Below are 16,353 nucleotides of genomic sequence, written 5' to 3'. Positions count from 1 at the left end.
GCAAGGCTTGCCCGCTGCGTCTCCTCTGTTAAGCGTTGCCGACAAAATCGTTGACAAGTTTCTCTAATTCGCAAGTTGGCTTCTTGCTGGTAAGTAGACAAAAAAGACGACCAAAGGATGTCTTTGATCGTCTTACTTCTTCATTTATTCCGCACCGATTTCCTCTCGAACGACCGCTGCGATTTTTTCAACATAGTAGTCGACTTTTTCAATGGTTGGCGCTTCTGCCATCACCCGAAGCAATGGTTCTGTTCCTGAAGGACGAACCAAAATACGGCCTTCGCCGTTCATTTCTGCTTCTGTCTCTTCCACGATTTTACGGATAGCTGGAACATCCATCGCGCCATTTTTATCTGTCACTCGAATGTTGACAAGTTTTTGTGGATAGATTGTTACCTCTCCTGCTAATTCCGACAGTTTCTTGCCCGTTTGTTTCATGATATTCAATAGTTGAATTCCTGATAGCAAACCGTCACCTGTCGTATTGAAATCCAAGAAAATCATGTGACCTGATTGCTCGCCACCAAAATTATAATCGTTTTTACGCATTTCTTCGACGACATAACGGTCACCGACTTGTGTGATGACATCTTTCAGTCCAATTGCTTCCACTGCTTTATGGAACCCTAAATTGCTCATGACTGTTGTCACGATCGTTCCTTGGTTCAAGCGCTTTTGCTCCGCTAAATATTTCGCACAGATATACATGATTTTATCGCCATCAACGATGTTTCCTAGTTCATCTACTGCGATGACCCGATCACCATCTCCATCAAACGCAAGACCAGCATCCGCCCCTTTTTCAACGACAAATTCAGCTAACGCTTCAGGGTGAGTCGATCCCACACCATCATTAATGTTCAACCCGTCTGGAGACGTCCCCATTGTGAAGAATTCTGTTTCTAGATCGGCAAACAAACGATTGACACTTGTTGCTGTTGCGCCATTTGCTGCATCAACACACACCGTGATTCCTTCCAAATCATCAGGAATCGTTTGACGTAGAAATTGAGAGTATTTCAACAACCCTTCTGGAAACTCATCCACCGTTCCTAAGCCATCGGCAGAAGGACGTGGAAGTGTGTCTTCCGGCGCATCAAGTAATGCTTCAATTTCAGCTTCTTGTTCATCGACTAATTTAAAGCCATCATTCCCGAAAAACTTGATGCCATTGTCTTGTGCAGGATTGTGAGAGGCAGAGATCATTACACCTGCACTCGCTTTTTGCACTTTCGTCAAGTACGCAACACCCGGTGTAGAAATAACACCCAATTGGAATACCTCGATCCCGACAGATAATAGTCCAGCGATCAATGCATTTTCTAGCATCTGTCCAGAAATCCGTGTGTCCCGTCCCACCAAAACGCGGGGACGGCGGTCACCAGTTTCATGCTGACTTAATACATAGCCGCCGTAACGACCTAATTTAAATGCTAATTCAGGTGTCAACTCCTTGTTTGCTTCTCCTCTAACACCATCAGTACCAAAATATTTTCCCATTTTAATAACCTCTCTTATTCATTCTCTACAGTCAAACGACTAAGAACTGCTTGTCGTCGTGCTGCTTGCGGAATTCTCTGTTTGTTCTTGCGTCGTGTCGACTGTCGAAGAATTGGCTTGAGAATTCGCACTGTTCGTTGCTTCATCGCCATCATTGTTTGATTGATTCTCAGTAGTTGTTTCTGCAACCGGAGTGATTTGGATCGTCACAACTGTTGGATTGATCGTTGTTCCCTCTGGTACTGGAATCGTTACTGTCCGTTCGGTCGTGGTTGTGATCTCACTAACATCCACTGGGACACCGATCTGCTGGGTCTCATCCAAAATACTTTGTGGTCCTGTTAGCACCGCACTGATACTACTCATCCGGTAGATGTAATGAGAGATCCCATCTGGTGTTGTCCCCTGTTGAGTGACAAACAATTCAATTTCTTTGCTTGGTGCTTCCATCATCAATGCCACATCGACCGAATCTGGCTCAGGAATGATCGCTAAAGGATTGTTTTCACTATCCCAAGCCTCGATCGTTCCATCCACCGTGATCGAATCGCCAGTAATATCATCTGGATTCACGATCGCTACCACTCGGTCGATTTCTGCCAGTGTCTTGTCGCCAGTAGTGATCTCTACTTCTTGCGGTTCAACACTCATTGAATCAACGCCGTAACCACTCGTTGCTCCATCAGTCGAGATGACTGGCTCAACGGTAAACGTTTGGGTGACTTTTTTCTCGATCGTCACAGTGACGGTTTTGGGTTCGATTTCGGCTGTCACACTTGAGCTAAGATTGTTCACTTCTAAAGGGACCTCATGGGTTCCTTCATCAAGTCCAGTCAAATCAGCAACTACTCGAAAGCTCCGCGTTTCCTCGCTACGTTCAGCATTCAATTGCACCCGATTTCGACTAGACAAAGTCACGTCTACTGTTGTTTCAAATCCTTGGATAAAGTATTCATCTGTGTCATAGGTGGTCTGAATCGGTACATTATCGATCTCTTCCTCATAAGGATTTGAAGTTCCTGCAAGGTTGACTTGCAGGCTTGATCCGCTGGCGATGAAAAACAGAACCAGACTAAAGAACAGCGCTAGTATACCATAAAATACGTTTTGACGACGTTCTTTCTTGATCATTTTCTTCCTCCTTTGTTGACCCCTTCAAAGAAAGATTGCAGCAAGTTGCGTTTACCAGGCTTTTCTTCTGGCACTAATTCGCGATTCAACACGTCGAGATACTCTTGTCGCGAAAGCTCAGTAAGCATCCGATTATTCAGGGTAATACTGACGTCTCCCGTCTCCTCTGAGACGATAATGGTCAACGCATCACTAACTTCTGAAATCCCGACAGCCGCTCGATGGCGCGTCCCAAATTCTTTGGGAATCAACGGACTTTCTGACAGTGGTAAGTAGGCACTAGCAACAGCGATCTTATCATCTCTTAAGATGACTGCACCATCGTGTAGCGGTGTATTGGGAATAAAAATATTGATAAGTAATTCGCCCGTCACGTCCGCATCTAAAGGAATCCCCGTTTCAATATATTCTTCTAACCCCGTCGTCCGTTCGATCGTGATCAATGCACCAATTTTTCGTTTTGCCATATATTGAACAGCTTTGTCCAACGCTTGGACCAACACTTCATCCCGTCGTTTTTCATTCTTAGAAGTCTTGAAGAAAGAGCTACGGCCAAGATGCTCCAGCCCTCGTCGAATTTCTGGTTGGAAAATAACAATCGCGGCGATCACCCCATACGTGATGACTTGATCCATCAACCAAGATAGCGTCTTTAATCCTACGATACCTGCCAAAAACCTTAGAACAATGAATAGGCCGACGCCTTTAAACAACTGGATCGCTTTTGTTCCTCGCACAAGCTGGATCAGCTTATAAACCAAGTACCAAACAACGATCACATCTAAAACATTTACTAAAAATGACCAAGAAAATATATCAAATGAGAGCAATTCTCTCCAATAATCTAAATTAAAAAAATCCCTGAAATTTATCAACATAAACAGCCTTCCTTTATTCTTAAGACTTCAGATAATAGTATAACATAGGACCTCTTCAAAGATTTGAAAAAAAACAAATTTATGAAAAAGTTTTGAAAAAATAAACAGCTCTTTTACTTAGTTTACCATTATCCTGAAATCATTGTTTGTCAAAGGTCTTAGAAGATTTCATCTAAACGAGCTTCTTGCACTCATTTCTTAGGAAAAACAACAAATGACCCTGAAAAACGGGTCAAACCGTTTTTCAGGGTCATTCCTCAGCGAGCGATTACTCTTGCTGACGGCGCTTTGCGCGCGCTGCACGCCGTGCTGCTCTTTCAGCGATCTGTTCTTCGCTTAACGGCTGTTTTTCTCTTCGTACACGCTCCGTTTTTACTGCCGTTGGTTGTTCTGCATCAGTACTTACCTTTTTTTCAAGCTTTGCTCGTATTTTTTCTTCTTGACCTGCTAAGCGGGCATAGTTGTAGAAACGAGTTTTCGCATCTGAAACGGTTTTTTCAAACAATGCTTGCGCCGCATTCGGATTGGCAGACTGCAAGGATGCAAATCGAACTTGTGTCTGCATAAAGGCAGGCATTTGATCAAATGCTGGCTTTTTGAAATCGAGTGTCATTGGCTGTTTCCCTTTTTCTGCCAACAGCGGGTTATAGCGGTAGAGACTCCAATACCCCGATGCAACTGCTTCTTGTGCTTCTTTCAAGGATTGACGCATTCCGCCTGCAAGACCGTGGGTGATACATGGCGTATAGGCAATGATGATTGACGGTCCTCGGAACCGCTCGGCTTCTTCAAAGGCTTTGATCGTTTGCATTTGATTGGCACCAGATGCGATTTGTGCGACATAGACATGTCCGTAGGTCATCGCCATCATTCCTAAATCTTTTTTGGAAACAAACTTGCCACTCGCAGCGAATTTAGCAATGGCCGAAGTCGGTGTCGCTTTAGAGACTTGCCCCCCTGTATTAGAATAGACTTCATTATCTAACACGAGAATATTGACGTCTGCACCAGAAGCGAGAACATGATCGATACCGCCAAACCCAATATCATATGCCCAGCCGTCACCGCCTATCATCCATTGGCTTGGCTTAACAAACAAATCTTTCTCCTGCAAGATTTTGTTCAGCTGAGGTGTTGTGGCAGCTTCAGCTTCTAAGGCGGCGATCAATTTTGCTGCTCGCTGTTGCGTCCCAGCACTTTCTTCTCGATGAAGGTCCCAATCATCAATCAAAGTCTGCAATTCTTCTGATACATTGGCTTTCAACGACTGCAACTGGGCTGCTAATTTCTCCCGTCGGGTTTGATTGGCTAAAAACATACCATAGCCATATTCGGCATTGTCTTCAAATAACGAGTTTGACCAAGCTGGCCCTTGTCCTAAGTGATTGGTTGTATAAGGGGATACTGGTGAGGTTCCACCCCAAATCGAAGAGCAGCCAGTCGCATTGGCGATCATCATGCGATCACCAAACATTTGGGTCAATAGTTTCACATAGGGGGTTTCTCCACAGCCCGCACAAGCACCAGAGAACTCCAATAAAGGTTTATTGAATTGGGAGCCCAAAACAGTTCCTGGTTTTGCTGGATTTTCTTTTTGACGTAAAGTCATCGCAAAAGCCCAATTTAAAGCTTGTTCTTTTTGTTCTTCGTAAGGACGCATCGTCAAAGCTTTCCCTTTGGCGGGACATGCTTCCACACAAAGGCCGCAACCTGTACAATCTTCAACGGAAACTTGAATTCGATATTTTTGCCCATTCGCGCCTCGCATCTCTCTGACGATAAAGCCTTCAGGTGCTTCGGTTAATTCATCTTCATCTGCCAAAAACGGACGGATCGCCGCATGAGGACAGACAAAAGCACACTCATTGCACATGGTACAGCGATCTGATAGCCACTCGGGCACTTCAACAGCGATGCCCCGCTTCTCAACCGCTGTTGTCCCGACAGGGATCACCCCTTCGGTCATTTGATTCCGTACGAGGGTGCCCACGGTTAGTTGGTTGCCTTCTTGACGATTGATGGGTTCCACGATTTCCCGCACAAATTGTGTTGTCGCAGTGGATGTCCTCTCCGGCACTTCGAGAGTTGCCCACTTGCTTGGAACAGGGATTTCTTGTAATAATTCGATGGTACGATCGATGGCTGCTTGGTTCTTTTCAACGATCGCCATCGATTTGTGCCGATAACTTTTCAGTGCCTCTTCTTTTAAAATCGGCAAGATTTCCTCGGTCGGAATGATGTTTGCCAAGTAAAAGAAGGCTGTTTCCATCGCGGTATTGATCCGCCCACCTAAGCCAACTTCCATTGCCAACTGCATGGCGTTGATGGTATAAAAACGGATCTCGTTTTCAGCAAGATAACGTTTCATTTTCTTCGGTAAATTTTTTAAGATTTGCTCTTGTGACCAGGTCGTATTTAATAAAAAGGTTCCGCCTTTTTTGAGTCCTTTCAGCAAATCATACGTATGCAAATACGCAGGCGTATGACACGCAACGAAATCCGCGTGTTCGATCAAATAGGTAGAACGAATGGGGGTATCCCCAAATCGCAGATGAGAAACCGTTAGACCACCAGATTTTTTCGAATCATAATGGAAATAGCCTTGTACATATTTTTCGGTATGGTCACCGATGATTTTGATTGCTGACTTATTTGCCCCGACGGTCCCGTCAGAGCCGAATCCCCAGAATTTCGCTTGGAAGGTGGATGGATCAGTTAGATCTAGCGTGCCCTTTGATGGCAGCGACAATTGCGTCACATCATCCGTGATCCCAATGGTGAAGCGTTTCTTTTGGCTCGCTTTTGGTTTGAGCAATTCGTCATAAACGGCAACGATTTGATCTGGCGTCACATCTTTTGAACCCAGACCATAGCGTCCACCAATGATCGTCGGCCGCATCGCTGCATCATACATGGCACTTTGCACATCCAAAAGCAAAGACTCGCCATTGGCACCAGGTTCTTTGCTGCGATCCAATACAGCGATACTTTTAACGGTAGCAGGCAGTTTTTCTAAGAAGACTTCTAGTGGGAATGGTCGATACAAATGGATCGACAAGACCCCCACCTTGCGGCCTGAAGCGCATAAATGATCCACCGTTTGCTGGATCGTTTGCGTCGAGGAGCCCATCGAAACGATCACTTCTTCGGCGTCTGAAGCACCATAATAATCCACTAAATCATAGTTGGTTCCTCTTAAAGCATTGATTTTCTTCATGTAAAAACGAACGATGTCAGGCAATGTTTGATAATGCTGATTGATCGTTTCCCGCTGTTGAAAATGGATATCAGGATTTTGATTCGTTCCACTCGTTGTCGGATGATTCGGGTTCATGGCTTTTTGTCGAAAGGCGGTCAATTTTTCATGATTAACGAACTGAGCCAATTCCTCATAATCTAAGACCTCTATTTTTTGAATCTCGTGACTGGTTCGGAAACCATCAAAAAAATTTAAAAAAGGTATATTGGCTTCGATAGCTGCTAAATGAGCGACTGGCGCTAAATCCATTACTTCTTGGACACTGCTTTCCGCTAACATAGCAAAGCCTGTTTGTCGAGTGGCCATTACGTCGGTATGATCTCCGAAAATATTCAAAGCATTGGTGGTCACTGCTCGGCTGGCGACATGAAAGACGCCTGGCAGCATTTCCCCAGCAATCTTGTACATATTTGGTACCATTAATAAAAGTCCCTGGGATGCCGTATAGGTCGTCGTTAAGGCGCCCGTTTTTAATGAGCCGTGAACCACACCGGCCGCCCCTGCTTCAGATTGCATTTCAACCACTTTCACCGGCTGCCCAAAAAGATTATGCTTTCCTTGAGCAGACCACTGATCCACTAATTCAGCCATGGTTGAACTAGGGGTTATCGGATAGATCGCCGCAAGTTCCGTAAAGGCATAGGAAATATAGGCTGCTGCCGTATTGCCATCCATTGTTTTTCTTTTTCTCATCTATATAACATCCTTTAATCATCATTTTGCACAATAAAACACAATTCATTATAGCTGAAAATCAAGGAATATAAAAGCACAGTCAGGGGATTTTTCATAATTTCGTGAAACGAAATACATAGTATTCAGCTCATTCTCCCCCTCTTTTCACAGACTTAAATCAAAAGACCTGAGGCTTTTCTTTCAGCAGAAACTTCGGTAAACTAAAAGAAAAAGGAGGAATCTTAATGGATATTTCAATCATCAAAGCACAAGAAACAAATGCGGTAACAGGGATACATATCGGAGACCCTTCCGCTAAACCGATCGTCGAATTTATGAATTTGCGCTGCCCTTACTGTCGGCAATGGTTTGAGGAATCGTTACCGATCTTAGGTGAAGCTGTCGCAGCTGGGAAACTACGCCGTGTCATCAAACTATTCGACAAAGAAAAAGAATCATTGCAACGAGGCAATGTGATGCACCGCTTTGTTTCCAGTACAGATCCTCAGGCAACGATCGCTGAGATCACAAAAATTTATCAAACACAAGACGAATGGGGTCATTTATCTTTACCTGAAGTGGCAGAATATGCGAAAAATACCTTAGGGCTATCTGAACAAGACCATCCTGCGATCGCAGGAGAAATTGTGGAAGAAGCGAAAAACGCCAACATTCAATTTGTGCCAACGATTATCTTAGATGGGCACATTTTTGATGAATCGATCTCTGCTGAGGAATTAACTGCATTGATCAATGAATAACCACTAACAAAAAACAGGAGCTGATTTGACACTAAAATCCATGTCAAATGCAAGCTCCTGCTTTTTTGATTTCATTCACTACTTAGATTAACTGACTTGTTCACGCAAATGATCCGCAAATTCATTGATTTTGCGAATGCGATGATTAATTCCTGATTTCGAGATCGCTCCTGATGGAATCATTTCTCCTAGCTCTTTCAAGCTGACCTCGGGATGTTCCAAACGCAATTCGGCGATTTCTTGCAGCTTTTCAGGTAAAGCTTGCAAGCCAACTCGATCTTGAATAAATTCGATATTGTCGATCTGCTTCGAAGCAGCGTCGATCGTTTTGTTCATATTGGCGGTTTCGCAATTCACCAAACGGTTGACTGAGTTACGCATATCACGCACGATCCGCACGTCCTCGAATTTCAGCATGGAATTGGTGGCACCGATCAGTGTCAAAAAATCAGCGATTTTCTCAGCGCCTTTCAAGTAAGAGATATACCCATTTCTGCGTTCTAATGGACGGGCATTCAATCCATATGCGTTTAGCATATCGCAAATATCTTGGTTATGCTCCTCATAGATGGAATAGATCTCTAAATGATAGCGGCTGGTTTCTGGATTGTTGATGGACCCAGATGCCATGAAAGCGCCTCGTAAATAGGAACGCATTTTTTGAGTATTGCCCATGATCTCATCAGAAACATGGCTTTGAAACATCAGCCCGTCCATGATATCTAAGTCCAAAAGCACGCGCTGTGTATCTTGCTTCAAACGAACGATGTAAACGTTGTTCTTTTTTAATTTCATTTTACGACGGACCAGCAATTCGCTGCGCACGTCGTAATGATCTTTTAGTAACGAATAGATGCGTCTGGCAATCGCCGCGTTTTCTGTTTGAACGTTTAAAACAAATTGCTGGTTATTGATACTTAATGACCCATTCATCCGAATCAAAGCGGCCAATTCTGCCTTGGCATGTTCGCGATGAACTTCTAATGCGGTCAATTCTTTTTTTACTTCTGCTGCAAAGGACATAAAAAAATCCCTCCTTTCTTAGATTTTGGCCCCGTAAACGATACGTAGAAGTTCTTCAATCACTTTATCTCCGTCATGAAAAACTCCGCCATCTCTAAGCTCCAGAAAGTCAGCTGAAATGACACGGCTGGCTTCTTCTCGCAGTCCTTGGAAATCGTGTTTCACTTGTACAAGATATTCATCATAAATCTCTGGGTCCATATACCCTTCTGGAACTTTCTCGGTGTTGACTAACACCGTATCAATAAAGGGTTTGCCTAAATGCTTATGCAGGACCCGCACATGGTCGGCATCACTAAAGTGTTCAGTTTCACCTTTTTGGGTCATGATATTACAAATATAAACCGTTTCAGCTTGTGTTTCCAACATTGCTTGGCCGATCTCGCTAATCATGAGATTGGGCAAAATACTAGTAAAGAGACTACCAGGACCCAAGACGATCATATCTGCCTCCATAATTGAAGAAACAACTTTACGAGCTGCTTTCGGCTCATCATTATTTTCTTGATTACGAACAAAGACCCGATCGATCGTTTTGCGATCAACCGCGATCTTGGACTCTCCTACCGCTTCGGTGCCGTCTTTAAAAACAGCGTGCAACACCAATGGCAGATCTGACGAAGGATAAACTCGTCCATCGATATGCATGATTTTTGACAAAATTTGAATGGCTTCATAGGTACTGCTGCGCATTTCAGCAATCGCCGCAATAATCAAGTTCCCCAGGGCATGATTGGCTAAAAATTTGTCTTCGGCTTTAAAACGGTATTGAAAAATATCATTATACAGTTGCGGCATATCAGATAGAGCCGCCAAAACATTGCGCAGATCCCCCGGTGGCGAGATAGAGGAAACCAAATTGCGAATTTCGCCGCTGCTACCGCCATCATCAGCGACCGTAACGATCGCTGTGATGTCGACACCCTGATTCCGCAAGCTCTTCAGGATGACTGGTAACCCAGTTCCGCCACCTACCACAACGATCTTCGGCTTTCTGATTCGGTACGTTTTCATTTTCATGAACGATTCACCGTCTCTTTACGCTTATCTTTGTCGCGATGAGTAATATTGACGCGATAGTCTTCTGCCAAAACCGCACCGATGCGCTCAGATAATGCAACTGAACGGTGTTGGCCCCCTGTACAGCCGATAGCCACCGTCAAGCTGCTTTTGCCTTCCTTGACATAGCCTGGCATGATCGTTTGCAACAGTGTACTAAATTGCTGATAGAATTCTTCCGTTTCTGGAAAAGACATGACGTACTCATACACGTGTTCATCTTTACCCGTTAAAGGACGCAACTCTGGAATGTAATGGGGATTCGGTAAGAAACGAACATCCATCACAATATCAGCATCGATCGGCAAGCCATACTTGAAGCCAAACGAAAGTATTTCAATACGAAACCCTGTCTCATGAGAAGCACGAAATTCTTGATTGATTTTTTCTCTCAATTGCCGTGGAGTCAGCGTCGTTGTGTCGATAACAATACTGGCACGCGTCTTCAAATCGTTTAAGATCGCTCGCTCTTTGCGAATCCCTTCCGTAACTAAGCCATCCATCGCTAATGGATGTGCTCTTCTCGTTTCTTTGTATCTTGACACCAATTCATTGTCCGATGCATCTAAAAAGAGCATCCGTGTGTCAATAAAATTCGTGTTTTCAATATCGATCAGCATACTTTGGATTTCTTCAAAAAACGATCTTGAACGCAGATCGACAACTAAGGCAATTTTTGTCACTTTTCCTGATTCTTTGATCAGTTCCCAAAATTTAGGGATCAAGCTTGGGGGCATATTATCGATACAAAAGTACCCCATATCTTCAAAACTCTGGATCGCGACCGTTTTGCCGGCTCCGCTCATCCCAGTAATAATGACCAATTCTAAATGATCCACTTCAGTCATAGGTAAAACTCCTTTCTGAAACAACTCTATTATATCATGCCGGGCGTATCATTGGAACACTGGCATAAAAAAAGACGTTAGCTCAAAAAATGCCGCTAACGTCGCTATCAGCTTTAGATTGCTTGGCGATTTGCCAATGCTTTTTCGATCGTCCGATCAACTAAAATCGATTGGGCATCGACGACTGGATACGGATTATCAGTCACAAATTCATCCATCAAGGACAACTCGGTACATCCAAGCACTACGCTTTCACAGCCGATACGTTCGGTGACTTCTTCCAGTATCTCAAAGTAAAGTTCTTGATCCAAATGATCATTTTCTTTGATTCGATCATAGATCAATGTATTGACCTTTTTTTGGATCGTCGGCTCTGGAAGATAGACGTCAAGTCCGAACTTCCGCAATTCTTTTTCATAGATGCCAGCTTTGACACTGCCTTCTGTCCCAAGAAAGGCCACTTTTCCAGTGACGCCTTTTTCAAAAACGACTTTCGCAGCCTCACGAGGCATATGCAAAATCTCGATCTCAGTGGCAGCTTGCAGCTCATCAAAAAAATAATGGGCAGTGTTACAAGTCAACACAATAAAATTTGGCTTTAACAAATTTTGTTTTTCGATGTCGTCCATTAAATATGGAACAGGGTTTTCTAACGTGTTGTCTAAAATATATGCCGTCCGATCTGGGACTGTCGCATGATTGAATAAAACATAGTTCAAGTAATCTTGGTCTTTATGGGTCTGTGTCCGTCGGTTTAAAATGCGGACAAAACTTTCCGTCGCTAACGTTCCCATGCCGCCTAAAATACTAAAAAAATTCTCCATCTTCTAGCCTTCTTTCGTATGGAAATACGTTTTGAATCGTTTGTTGTACAGATGAAACATTCTCTTTAATAGAATCCAACGCTTTAGAGATAAGTCTTCTTTGTAAAAGACAGTCGTTCCCCAGCGATTCTCTGCTAATAATTTTTTTGCGCGTTCTTTCGCAGGATTTTCTTTTGCATAAGTCAAGAAAATGTTTTTTGGTACCCCTAGCCATAATTTCGCTTCAGGCGCGTCAGCTTTGCCATAAACCGTTTCTGTGTAAGGTTTTTCGAAGACTAAATCCTCTGTGATGAACTTCGCCAGATTCAATCCGCTTAAGGTAATAAAGAAACTGCTTCTTCCTTGACGCAAGTTGATTTCAAATAATTTATATTGACCGTCTCGCGCATCATATTTCAAATCAAAATTGGCAAATCCAACATATTCAATCTCTTTTAAAAACTTACGGATCATTTGATAGATTTGATCATTTTCATCTGGAATGATCACGACATAATTCCCAACAGCTCCAGGCGTTGGATCCTCTAACAAAGGATGACCTAAGCCCATCACGCGAACTTCGTGATTCTCATCAACATAGGCATTTAAGACCCGCATGTTGCTGTCATCGCCAGGAATAAAATCTTGGACGATCATTTCATATTGATAACCCGCTTGATAAATGCGAGAAACGATTTCTTCAAATTCTGTTCGATTGTCAATAATGAAGGCTTTTTTGCGCCCTTCAAAATCAACTGACAGCCACGCGACACTATTTGCTGGTTTCAAAGCCACAGGAAAATCAAAAGGCAGCTCTCCTTTGAACGTTCCTTCCGTCAACAGTTCAGGTGTTAAAATGAAGGTCTTAGGATAAGGCAAGCCATATTCCTCGCAAACTTCGTAAAAACTGACTTTATTGATCAACCGTTTTAATAAGGAATAGTCATTGGCAATAAAGGTATAATAAGGCTTCAATTCTTCTTTATGCTTCGCTAACAGTTCTGCATAGCCATCGCCGCAGGGAATCAATAAATATTTCATGGCAGGATCGTTGTAAGTATTTTTACCTAACTTGATCAACGTCTCAGTGAATCCTGGATCATGGTCAAAACCTTCCACTTGATTGATTGTAACAATTTTACTAAAGCGGGTTGGCGCAAGTTCCGCACCAGCATAAGCAACTGATTGAATGCCATATGCTTCGTGGAATGCTCTGGCCATACCATAAACATTCATATCGCTTCCTAATAATATGGGAAGAAAATTTTCCTGACTCATCAAAAATCACTCTCTCTTTTGAATACGAAAAACGACCTCTCTCGTTTCGTTTAATTACAATAGAATTATAATACCACAAAGAAAAAAGCAATCAAAGTATCTATCTTTGATTGCTTTCTCCCACTTTGAACGGATAGAACTTATAGGCAGTTTATTCAATGCGAATATACGTATACCTATTGCTATTCTATCAAATAAAATTTTGATTTCAAGCCCTTATCATGAAATTTGCAGATATTTCACGCTTCCTTAAACTTTAGCGAAACCTATTGACAGACAAGTAAAAAAGTGAGTGCTCTTTTCCTTGCTTAAAGGACTTTTTTCAAATAATGACCGGTGTAGCTTTCAGAAACCGCAGCAATCTCTTCTGGTGTACCAGTTGCAATGATCGTTCCACCGCCTTCGCCACCTTCTGGACCTAGATCAATCACATGGTCCGCTGATTTGATGACATCCAAGTTGTGTTCGATCACTAAAACGGTATTGCCAGCGTCGACAAATCGTTCCAAAACTTTCAACAAACGGGCAATATCATCCGTATGCAGACCAGTCGTCGGTTCATCTAAGATATAAAAACTCTTGCCATTGGAATTTTTGTGCAGTTCACTGGCAAGCTTCATCCGTTGCGCTTCCCCACCAGACAAAGTAGTCGCTGGTTGTCCCATCGTGACATAACCTAGACCGACATCGACGATCGTTTGCAATTTTCGATGGATTTTAGGAATATGTTGGAAAAATTCCACTGCATCTTCCACGGTCATATCTAAGATTTCCGAAATATTTTTTCCTTTGTAATGAACTTCTAACGTTTCTGAGTTATAACGTTTGCCATGACAAACCTCACAAGGTACGTAGACATCAGGTAAGAAGTGCATCTCGATCTTGATGATTCCGTCCCCTTTACATGCTTCACAACGTCCACCTTTTACATTAAAACTAAAGCGGCCTTTTTTGTAACCACGGACTTTCGCCTCATTGGTTTTAGCAAATAAATCGCGAATGTCATCAAAGACACTGGTATACGTTGCTGGATTGCTTCGAGGCGTCCGACCGATAGGGCTTTGATCGATATCGATCAATTTCTCAATCGCTTCATAACCAGTAATGGTTTTAAAGCGACCAGGTTTGTTCGAATTCCGATTGATTTTTTGCGCCAAGGCTTTTTTCAAAATTTCATTGACTAATGTCGATTTACCAGAGCCAGAGACCCCAGTAACGGCGACGAACTTTCCTAATGGAAAATCGACCGAAATGTTTTTCAAGTTATTCTCAGAAGCACCGGTCACACGAATCTTTTCACCATTGCCTTTGCGGCGTTCCGTTGGTGTCGGGATTTGTCGTTTTCCTGATAAGTACTGACCTGTTAAGGAAGACGCATTGGCTGCGACTTCATCAGGAGTGCCTGCAGCGACGATCTCGCCACCTGCGTGTCCTGCACCTGGACCGACATCGATCAAGTAGTCCGCTGCCCGCATCGTGTCTTCGTCATGCTCAACGACGATCAGCGTATTCCCAAGATCGCGCATTTTCCGCAATGAATCTAGCAAGCGATCGTTATCCCGTTGGTGAAGACCGATCGATGGCTCATCAAGAATGTAAAGCACCCCAGACAAATTGGAGCCGATTTGTGTTGCCAAACGAATCCGTTGCGCTTCCCCACCAGAGAGTGTGCCTGATGCACGACTCAAGGTCAAATAGTCCAATCCGACATTTTTCAAGAAGCTTAGACGATCATCGACTTCTTTCACGATCGGACGTGCGATCATTTGCTCTTGTTCCGATAGTTTCAATTCTTCGACAAAGTTCAACGCATTGTTGATTGCCATCTCGCTCATTTCACCAATGTGTTTTCCGTTGACTTGCACGCACAGCGCTTGAGGGTTCAAACGATAGCCATGACAAGTTTTACAAGTCAATTCCGTCATATACAAACGCATTTGATCACGGGTGAAATCAGAGTTGGTTTCATGATAACGGCGTTTGATATTTGATAATATCCCTTCAAAAGCTACCTCAACATCACGCACGCCACCGAAATCATTCTCATAATGGAAATGGAAAATTTCTCCATTCGAACCATTCAAAATAATGTCTTTGTGTTCTTCTGGCAGTTCTTCAAAGGGTGTATCCATATCGATATTGAACTCTTGGCAGGCTTGTTCCAGCATTTGCGGATAATACTGTGAACTGATTGGGTTCCAAGGTAATAGTGCACCTTCACGCAACGTTTTGCTTTGATCGGGAATCACTAGGTCGACATCGACTTCTAGCTTCACACCAAGACCATCACAGTCTGGACAAGCACCAAAAGGCGCATTGAATGAAAAGAGCCGTGGTTCTAATTCACCAACTGTAAAGCCACAATACGGACAAGAATAATGTTCACTGAAAAGCATCTCTTCTTGACCAATCACATCGACTACCGCATAGCCATCAGCTAAACGTAATGCCGCTTCAAAGGAATCAAACAGACGAGAACGGATGCCTTCCTTTACAACGATTCGGTCAATGATGATGGCAATATCATGCTTTTTATTTTTTTCTAATTCAGGCGCTTCAGAGACATCATAGACTTCGCCATCCACCCGCATCCGAACATAACCTTCTCTTTGGATACGTTCGAAGACTTTTTTGTGCTGCCCTTTCTTTTGATAAACGATAGGTGCCAACAATTGGATCTTGGTGCGTTCTGGTAATGCCAAAACTTCATCCACCATCTGCTCAACCGACTGACTAGTAATCTCGATATGATCATTGGGACAGATTGGGTGACCGATTCTGGCGTAAAGAAGCCGCAGATAATCATTGATTTCAGTAACCGTCCCCACTGTTGATCGCGGGTTCTTACTGGTGGTTTTTTGATCGATAGAAATCGCTGGACTAAGTCCATCAATGCTATCTACGTCGGGTTTATCCATTTGCCCTAAAAACTGACGGGCATATGCCGATAGACTTTCGACATATCGGCGCTGTCCTTCGGCATACAACGTATCAAATGCTAAGGAGCTTTTCCCTGAACCCGAAAGACCAGTTACAACAACGAGCTGGTCTCTGGGAATCGTCACATCGATATTTTTTAAATTATGGGCCCGTGCCCCATGGATCACGATTTTATCATTTGCCATATTGTTTCTCCTT

The 16,353-nt window shown here is 43.3% G+C and carries 11 protein-coding genes; 1 reads left to right on the top strand and 10 read right to left on the bottom strand.

Annotated features, from left to right (window positions below):
* Positions 1–144: 144 nt before the first annotated feature.
* The 4 genes from glmM to nifJ form a co-directional block, all read right to left on the bottom strand.
* Entirely contained in the window at positions 145–1,500 is a 1,356-nt protein-coding gene (gene glmM, locus IGI69_RS07340) for a phosphoglucosamine mutase (RefSeq protein ID WP_005225959.1), read from the bottom strand.
* Positions 1,501–1,539: 39 nt separating this feature from the next.
* Entirely contained in the window at positions 1,540–2,631 is a 1,092-nt protein-coding gene (locus IGI69_RS07335; RefSeq protein WP_373191940.1) for a CdaR family protein, read from the bottom strand.
* A complete protein-coding gene (gene cdaA / locus IGI69_RS07330; protein WP_005235688.1) occupies positions 2,628–3,509 on the bottom strand; it encodes a diadenylate cyclase CdaA in 882 nt (293 codons plus the stop codon). Before cdaA ends, IGI69_RS07335 begins: the two co-directional genes overlap by 4 nt.
* 268 nt (positions 3,510–3,777) lie before the next feature.
* Positions 3,778–7,461 carry a pyruvate:ferredoxin (flavodoxin) oxidoreductase gene (gene nifJ, locus IGI69_RS07325; RefSeq protein WP_438740242.1) on the bottom strand — a complete coding sequence of 1,228 codons (3,684 nt, stop codon included), beginning with the start codon at positions 7,459–7,461 and terminating at the stop codon, positions 3,778–3,780.
* 227 nt (positions 7,462–7,688) lie between these two features.
* Between nifJ and IGI69_RS07320 the strand changes: the two genes are divergently transcribed.
* Positions 7,689–8,204, top strand: a complete 516-nt coding sequence (locus IGI69_RS07320) for a DsbA family protein (protein ID WP_016610143.1) — start codon at positions 7,689–7,691, stop codon at positions 8,202–8,204.
* A gap of 87 nt (positions 8,205–8,291) precedes the next feature.
* Here the strand turns inward: IGI69_RS07320 and whiA are convergent, their stop codons facing one another.
* The 6 genes from whiA to uvrA all read right to left on the bottom strand — a co-directional run bounded on the left by whiA (position 8,292) and on the right by uvrA (position 16,340).
* Complete coding sequence (gene whiA, locus IGI69_RS07315) at positions 8,292–9,227, bottom strand: DNA-binding protein WhiA (protein ID WP_015509605.1); 936 nt, start codon at positions 9,225–9,227, stop codon at positions 8,292–8,294.
* An 18-nt stretch (positions 9,228–9,245) separates the two neighbouring features.
* Positions 9,246–10,247, bottom strand: a complete 1,002-nt coding sequence (locus IGI69_RS07310; protein WP_010748165.1) for a gluconeogenesis factor YvcK family protein — start codon at positions 10,245–10,247, stop codon at positions 9,246–9,248.
* Positions 10,244–11,134, bottom strand: a complete 891-nt coding sequence (gene rapZ, locus IGI69_RS07305) for an RNase adapter RapZ (RefSeq protein WP_438740239.1) — start codon at positions 11,132–11,134, stop codon at positions 10,244–10,246. Before rapZ ends, IGI69_RS07310 begins: the two co-directional genes overlap by 4 nt.
* Positions 11,135–11,247: 113 nt before the next feature.
* Positions 11,248–11,958: an amino acid racemase gene (locus tag IGI69_RS07300; RefSeq protein WP_005225951.1), complete on the bottom strand. Its 711-nt coding sequence runs from the start codon at positions 11,956–11,958 to the stop codon at positions 11,248–11,250.
* A 3-nt stretch (positions 11,959–11,961) separates the two neighbouring features.
* Complete coding sequence (locus IGI69_RS07295; protein ID WP_016610145.1) at positions 11,962–13,215, bottom strand: carboxylate--amine ligase; 1,254 nt, start codon at positions 13,213–13,215, stop codon at positions 11,962–11,964.
* Positions 13,216–13,523: 308 nt separating this feature from the next.
* Entirely contained in the window at positions 13,524–16,340 is a 2,817-nt protein-coding gene (uvrA, locus tag IGI69_RS07290; RefSeq protein WP_275850480.1) for an excinuclease ABC subunit UvrA, read from the bottom strand.
* Positions 16,341–16,353 lie beyond the last annotated feature (13 nt).

This window comes from Enterococcus sp. DIV1083b (genome assembly GCF_051713705.1).
GTDB classification, from domain to species: domain Bacteria; phylum Bacillota; class Bacilli; order Lactobacillales; family Enterococcaceae; genus Enterococcus_D; species Enterococcus_D casseliflavus.
The sequence above is the reverse complement of the archived record's forward strand: the minus strand, read 5'-3'. Positions and strand labels throughout refer to the sequence as shown.